The following is a 5,484-nucleotide window of genomic DNA, read 5'->3' as shown; positions in this document are numbered from 1 at the left end:
GGGCTGAACCGAGGCTCGCGCGGCTCTGCCGGACTGCGCCCGGGTACAGCCCGTCGAGCCCGCTCGCGCACCGGCCTCCGCCGGTCGGGCCGACCCACCGGGACTTCCGCCCGCACTAGGGCGGCTGACCGGAGGCGCCTGCCCGGGCATCCCCCGCCGCATCATCCGGGGCGCCGTCACCATCCATCCGTCCCACGGAGCACCTGAGCTACTTCGTCCACATCCGGCTCTGCGGGCCGCGCGGACGCTACGGAGTTGAAAGCCGCAGAGCAGAGCGCAATCCTCGGCGCGACCCGGCGGGACGCCTCGTTGCCGACGGCAACAGGGGGCGACCTTCCCCTCGGCGCGGCATCGATGGCGTGACCGGCACCGACAGAACCACGGGACCCCCGGCACGTCGAAGCCTTCCGTTTTCCTGCACGCACCCGCACCCAGAATGAGGTGATCGCATGACACGTCAATTGTTACGGATAGTGATCGCTGTGCTGCTCAGTGTGGCAACCGCCTTCGCTGTCGCGCCGACAGTCGGCGCGCTTCCCGCAGAGAGCCCCGCAGCGGCCGTAGACCCTTCGGCCACCGGGTCCTTCCCCGTGGCCTACTCCGATGTGACCGTCTCGGCCTCCGGCCGCTCGTACAGCGCACGCGTCTGGTACCCGGGAACCACGGCCGGGGCCAACGCAGTTGTCGCACCGGGCGCCCATCCCGGACTCGCCTTCGGACACGGCTTCTTCCAGGGAATCACCCAGTACGAAAGCCTGCTCAAGCACTACGCGTCCTGGGGATTCATCATCGTCACGCCCAAATCGCAAGGCGGCCTCTTCCCCAGCCACTCCGCGTTCGCCGACGACCTCAACGCCGCTCTCACATGGCTGACCAGTCAGAACACGACCAGCGGATCCCGCTTCGCGGGCGCCGTCAACACGGATCGTCTCGGGGTTTCCGGTCACTCCATGGGCGGCGGCGCCGCCCTGCTCGCCGCCGGCCGCAACCCGGCCGTCAAAAGCGTGTCCACGCTGGCGGCGGCGGAGACCAACCCGTCGGCCGTCACCGCTTCGGGAAAGCTGACGGTGCCCGCCCAGTACGTGGGAGGCAGCGCCGACACGATCGCAGGCGTAGCCGACAACCAGCAGAAGATGTACGACGCCAAGTCCGCCCCCGCCCAACTGCGCGTCATCACAGGCGGTTTCCACTGCGGATTCGAGGACAGCTCCGGATTCGGATGCGACAGCGGAGCCATCACTCGCGCGGCACAGCAGAAGCTGACCCAGGGCGTCACCACCTCCTACCTGCTCTACACCCTCGGAGGTGAAGCCTCGATGTACGACCAGGTATGGGGCTCCGCAGCCCAGAATCTGGCCGGGGTCGTGTACACCGCCAAGCCCTGACCCATCCCGGCGAGGCAGGTCCTTTAGCCACCGGACGGTACGTCCTGGACCTCGCCCACAGCCGGGAGTCCGAACCCCGTTGACGACCACGAGGACGGGGCCTGGACGCGGCAGGAAACCGACCCGGCCGAGCCGCACCATGTGGTCGAAGCCGGCACGACGATCGCGCCGTCTGAAAGATCGTCACCCGATCTGCGCCGCGGCGGGAGCGACCCTGGACCGGCTGCTCCCGCCGCGGTCGGTTCCAGCACCGATGCCACCACGCACCCTCGGCCATGGAGCAGACACATGACGCCGCATGCCACCCTCACCCTGAGCGAAACCACGCCTGAGCAGGCGAAGTCACGGGATCACGTTCGGTTGAGATACGGCTTCTCTGGGCTGGGCTCTGGCACGGTACTCGCCACCGAGGGCGGTCGAAGGGTTTCCGGTCGAGCAAGGAAGGACTGTGCGTGTTCTCCGGCGGCCGGCTTGGCACCACCCGGGGGAGCGGCTCGCTCGGTTCGTCCATGAGCCGCCGACCTGGCCTCTTTTGCCCTGTTTCCGAAGCGTAGGGGCTGGCGTAAAGGTGACTTGACGCCTGGTGGACAGCGCAAACTGCTGACCTCGGCACTTGACGGCACCACGCTGTCCTCCCATGAGAGACATGAACAACAGGTGGCGCCGCGGGATCCGCCCTCCCCGGCCCCGGCACACGGTGGCAGCCGCCGCCCTCGTGGCGCTCGTGGCCGGTCTGACCGCCGCCCCCGGCGCCGCTCAGGACCTCGGCCCGCACACCGGGCGAACGGAAGCCGCCGCGCAGACCGGAGCGGCCCGGTCGCCGATCATCTCCCGGCATCAGCTCACCCTGATCACCGGCGACCGCGTCACGCTGGAGACGGACGCCTCGGGCAAGCAGAGTGTGTCGGTCAAACCCGCCGAGGGCCGCGAACGCGTCGCGTTCATCAAGCGCCAGACCGGTCGCGACTGGACGGTCATACCCGCCGACACGCTCCCGCTGCTCGCGACGGGCCGCCTCGACAAGGCGCTGTTCAACGTCTCCGCCCTGGTCCGGGGCAGGTACGCGCAGCGGTCGAGCCTGCCGCTGATCGTCGAGTACGCCGGGGACGCGGGCACCGCCCGGCGACGGCTGACCGCCGCCGGCGCCGACACCGTGCGCCCCATCGGCGGGACCCCCTTCGCGGCCCTCGGCGAACACCGCGCGGACGCCGCCGGGTTCTGGAAGGGCATCGCCCCCGGCCGGGCGGACGCCACGTCCTTCGGAGCGGGTGTGCGCCGGGTCTGGCTGGACGGCCGCTCCAGGATCCAGCTCGACAGCACGGTGCCGCGCATCGGCGCCCCGCACGCCTGGGAGAAGGGCTACACCGGCACCGGCGTCAAGGTCGCCGTGCTCGACACCGGTTACGACCCCGACCACCCGGACCTCAAGGGCCTCGTCACCGAGTCCGCGAACTTCACCACCGAGCCGAACACCGACGACCTGAACGGTCACGGCACCCACGTGACCTCCACGGTCGCCGGTTCCGGCGCGGCCTCCGACGGCAAGTACAAGGGTGTGGCACCCGGTGTGCAGATCCTGTCCGGCAAGGTGTGCACCGCGGACGGCAACTGCGACAACTCCGACATCGTCGAAGGGCTGGCCTGGGCCGCCCAGCACGGCGCCAAGGTGATCAGCCTCAGCCTGGGCGACACGGACACACCGGAGACCGACGCCCTCGAGGCCATGGTCGACACCGTGACCCGTGACTACGGCACGCTGGTCGTGGCCGCGGCCGGCAACAGCGGTCCCGGCAAGGTCTCCTCGCCCGCCTCCGACGACCTGGCGCTGGCCGTCGGCGCGGCCGAGGAGGACGACGACCTCGCCGCCTTCAGCTCGGTCGGCCCGCGGGTGGGCGACTCCGGCCTCAAGCCCGACATCATCGCCCCCGGCGTCAACGTCGTCGCCGCGAGGGCGGGCGGCACCACCGCCGACGACGGCTATGTCGCGATGAGCGGTACGTCCATGGCCACACCCCATGTGGCCGGAGCCGCCGCCATCCTGTTCCAGCAGCACCCCGACTGGACGGCGCAGCAGGTCAAGCGCCAGTTGATGCAGTCGGCGACCGGCGCCAAGGAGCACGGCGCCTACGTCCAGGGCGCCGGACGTGTCGACGTCGCCCGGGCGGTCGACCAGGACGTCACCGCCGACACCGACGCACTGGACTTCGGGCTGATCCGCTGGACGGACGGCACGCGGCCTCCGGTGACCAAGAGCGTCACCTACCGCAACCCGGGCGCCGAGCCGGTCACCCTTCAGCTGAAGGACAACCCGAGCAGTGGGAAGAAGGACGTGCCCGCCCCCGCCGGTCTGTTCCGGCTCAGCGCCGACACGGTCACCGTGCCCGCGCACGGAACCGCGGCCGTCACCCTCACCGCGACCCCGGAAGCCGCCACGACGTACGCCGCCTACAGCGGTGTGGTGATCGCGAGCACCGCGGACAACCAGGTGTCGGTGCGCGTCCCGTTCGGCATGGACGTCGAGCAGCCGTCCTACGACCCGCGCATCGGCATGAAGAGCCGCACGGGCGCCGCCCCCGACAACGCCTACCTGCTGGTCAACTCGGCCGACCGCAAGGCGTACGAGGTCGAGGCGCTCGGCAGGAGCAGCACGGTGGTGCGACTGCCGAAGGACACCTACTCGGTGAGCGGCTTCTACTTCGACGCCTCCTTCACCGAGGGCACCATCGTCGGCGTGCCGAAGGTCGTGATGAGCGCCGACCGGCAGGTGACCATCGACGCCCGGAAGGCGAAGCCCGTCACGGTGTCGGCACCGAGCCGCTCCGCGCGCATCATGTCGGCCGAGATCGGCACGGTCAGCATGGCCGACCAGCTGCTCTCGGTCACCATGTACAACGCGATCGGCACGGACCACATCGACGGCGTGTACGCGGTGCCGACGGCCCGGTACAAGGACTCGAAGTTCACCTACCTCGTCACCAGCGTCTGGGGCGACCCGGCCGGCGCAGACGGGAACCCCGCCTCGGTCTACTACCTCACGCGACCGGTGCACGGCGCCATCCCGGCAGATCCCGCCTACCACCCCCGCACGTCGGAACTGGCCAGGGTGAACACCACGTTCGCCGCCACCACGCCGGGAACCACGGCCACGCGCATCGTCTGGACGTACGTCGGCAACGTGCGCTTCAGCGGCCGGGCGATGGAGGGAATTCCGGTCCCGGCCCGGCGCGTCGACTACTTCTCGGCGGCCGACGGCCTGCGCTGGCAGACGGCCTTCGACCAGAACAGCTTCCTCGACCCGAACGCGCACGGGCAGAGCTACCTCAGCGACCTGCACGGCTACCAGGCCGGCTCCCGGGTCGAGGAGCGCTGGAACGGCGGGATCCAGGCCGTGGGACTCTCGTCCCAGATGGCCGCCTTCCGCGAGGGCGACACGATGTACCGGCCCTTCCAGTCGGCCGCGAACGGCAACCTCGACCTGGTGGCCGACACCACGTCCGGCCTGCCCGAGGTGAAGCTGTGGCGCAACGGCGAGCTGGTCTCCCAGGACTGGAGCATGAGCGACGTACCGGCCGACGCCACCCCCGCCGACTACCGTCTGACGGTCGAGCACGACCGTGACATGGCCCCCAGCTCCGTCTCCACGAGTGTGCGGGCGGAATGGCGGTTCCGGTCGCAGAGCACGGCGACCCGGCAGGCGCTGCCGCTGTACGCGGTCCGTATGTCGCCGAAGCTGGACGAGTGGAACCGGGCCGAGGCCGGCCGCAGGCTCGACATCCCGGTCCTGATCCAGCGGACGGCCGGCGCCCCGGTATCGCCCGTCCGCGTCTTCACCACCGAGGTCTCCTTCGACGAGGGGAAGACCTGGCAGCCGGTGCGGGTCAAGGGCTCCGGCATGGAGCGCACCGTGACCGTGGAGCACCCGCGCCGCACCGCGGGCGGCTCGGTCAGCCTGCGCGTCCACGTCGAGGACGCGGCGGGCAACTCCTTCAAGGAGACCGTCATCAAGGGCTACCTGCTCAAGTAGTCGCCTTCGCACAGTAGTTACGTCCTGGAGCAACTGCTTCCACGAGGAGCACAGCCCGGCCGCAGTGGCCGCACC

General features: G+C 70.2%; 2 protein-coding genes. Both read left to right on the top strand.

Annotated elements, in window-relative coordinates; translation table 11 throughout:
* Window positions 1-449 precede the first annotated feature (449 nt).
* A complete protein-coding gene (locus ACWEBX_RS37040) occupies window positions 450-1,385 on the top strand; it encodes an alpha/beta hydrolase family protein (RefSeq protein WP_451889136.1) in 936 nt (311 codons plus the stop codon).
* Window positions 1,386-2,031: 646 nt separating this feature from the next.
* Complete coding sequence (locus ACWEBX_RS37035) at window positions 2,032-5,409, top strand: S8 family peptidase (RefSeq protein WP_451889135.1); 3,378 nt, start codon at window positions 2,032-2,034, stop codon at window positions 5,407-5,409.
* Window positions 5,410-5,484 lie beyond the last annotated feature (75 nt).

The sequence above is a fragment of the Streptomyces sp. NPDC005070 genome, assembly GCF_053600395.1.
Note: the sequence above shows the minus strand (reverse complement) of the source record. Positions and strands in the feature narration are given on the sequence as shown.

Coding starts and splice junctions, on each gene's coding strand:
- ACWEBX_RS37040 (WP_451889136.1), top strand. CDS start 450: ATGACACGTCAATTGTTACGGATAGTGATCGCTGTGCTGCTCAGTGTG.
- ACWEBX_RS37035 (WP_451889135.1), top strand. CDS start 2,032: ATGAACAACAGGTGGCGCCGCGGGATCCGCCCTCCCCGGCCCCGGCAC.